The 772-nt window shown below is 53.0% G+C and carries 1 rRNA gene; it reads right to left on the bottom strand.

Going from position 1 to position 772, the window contains the following annotated elements:
* Positions 1–20: 20 nt before the first annotated feature.
* A 23S ribosomal RNA gene (locus Q0976_RS23985) occupies positions 21–772 on the bottom strand; the annotation flags it as partial.

The raw sequence follows: 772 nt of genomic DNA, 5'->3' as shown, positions 1-772 counted from the left end.
GTAAAACCCATTAGGGTTGTATGGTTAAGCCTCACGAGTCATTAGTATCAGTTAGCTCAACGCCTCACAACGCTTACACACCTGACCTATCAACGTCCTAGTCTCGAACGGCTCTTTAGAGGGATTAAATCCCTAGGGATGACTCATCTTAGGACTCGCTTCCCGCTTAGATGCTTTCAGCGGTTATCGATTCCGAACGTAGCTACCGGGCAATGCTATTGGCATAACAACCCGAACACCAGCGGTTCGTCCACTCCGGTCCTCTCGTACTAGGAGCAGCTTCCTTCAATCATCCAACGCCCACGGCAGATAGGGACCGAACTGTCTCACGACGTTCTGAACCCAGCTCGCGTACCACTTTAAATGGCGAACAGCCATACCCTTGGGACCGACTTCAGCCCCAGGATGTGATGAGCCGACATCGAGGTGCCAAACACCGCCGTCGATATGAACTCTTGGGCGGTATCAGCCTGTTATCCCCGGAGTACCTTTTATCCGTTGAGCGATGGCCCTTCCATTCAGAACCACCGGATCACTATGACCTACTTTCGTACCTGCTCGACGTGTCTGTCTCGCAGTTAAGCTGGCTTATGCCATTGCACTAACCGTACGATGTCCGACCGTACTTAGCCAACCTTCGTGCTCCTCCGTTACTCTTTGGGAGGAGACCGCCCCAGTCAAACTACCCACCAGGCACTGTCCCGGACCCCGATTCAGGGGCCGCGGTTAGAACATCAACACTACAAGGGTGGTATTTCAAGGTTGACTCCAC

The sequence above is a fragment of the uncultured Shewanella sp. genome (assembly GCF_947501665.1).
Taxonomy (GTDB): domain Bacteria; phylum Pseudomonadota; class Gammaproteobacteria; order Enterobacterales; family Shewanellaceae; genus Shewanella.
The sequence above is the reverse complement of the archived record's forward strand: the minus strand, read 5'-3'. Positions and strand labels throughout refer to the sequence as shown.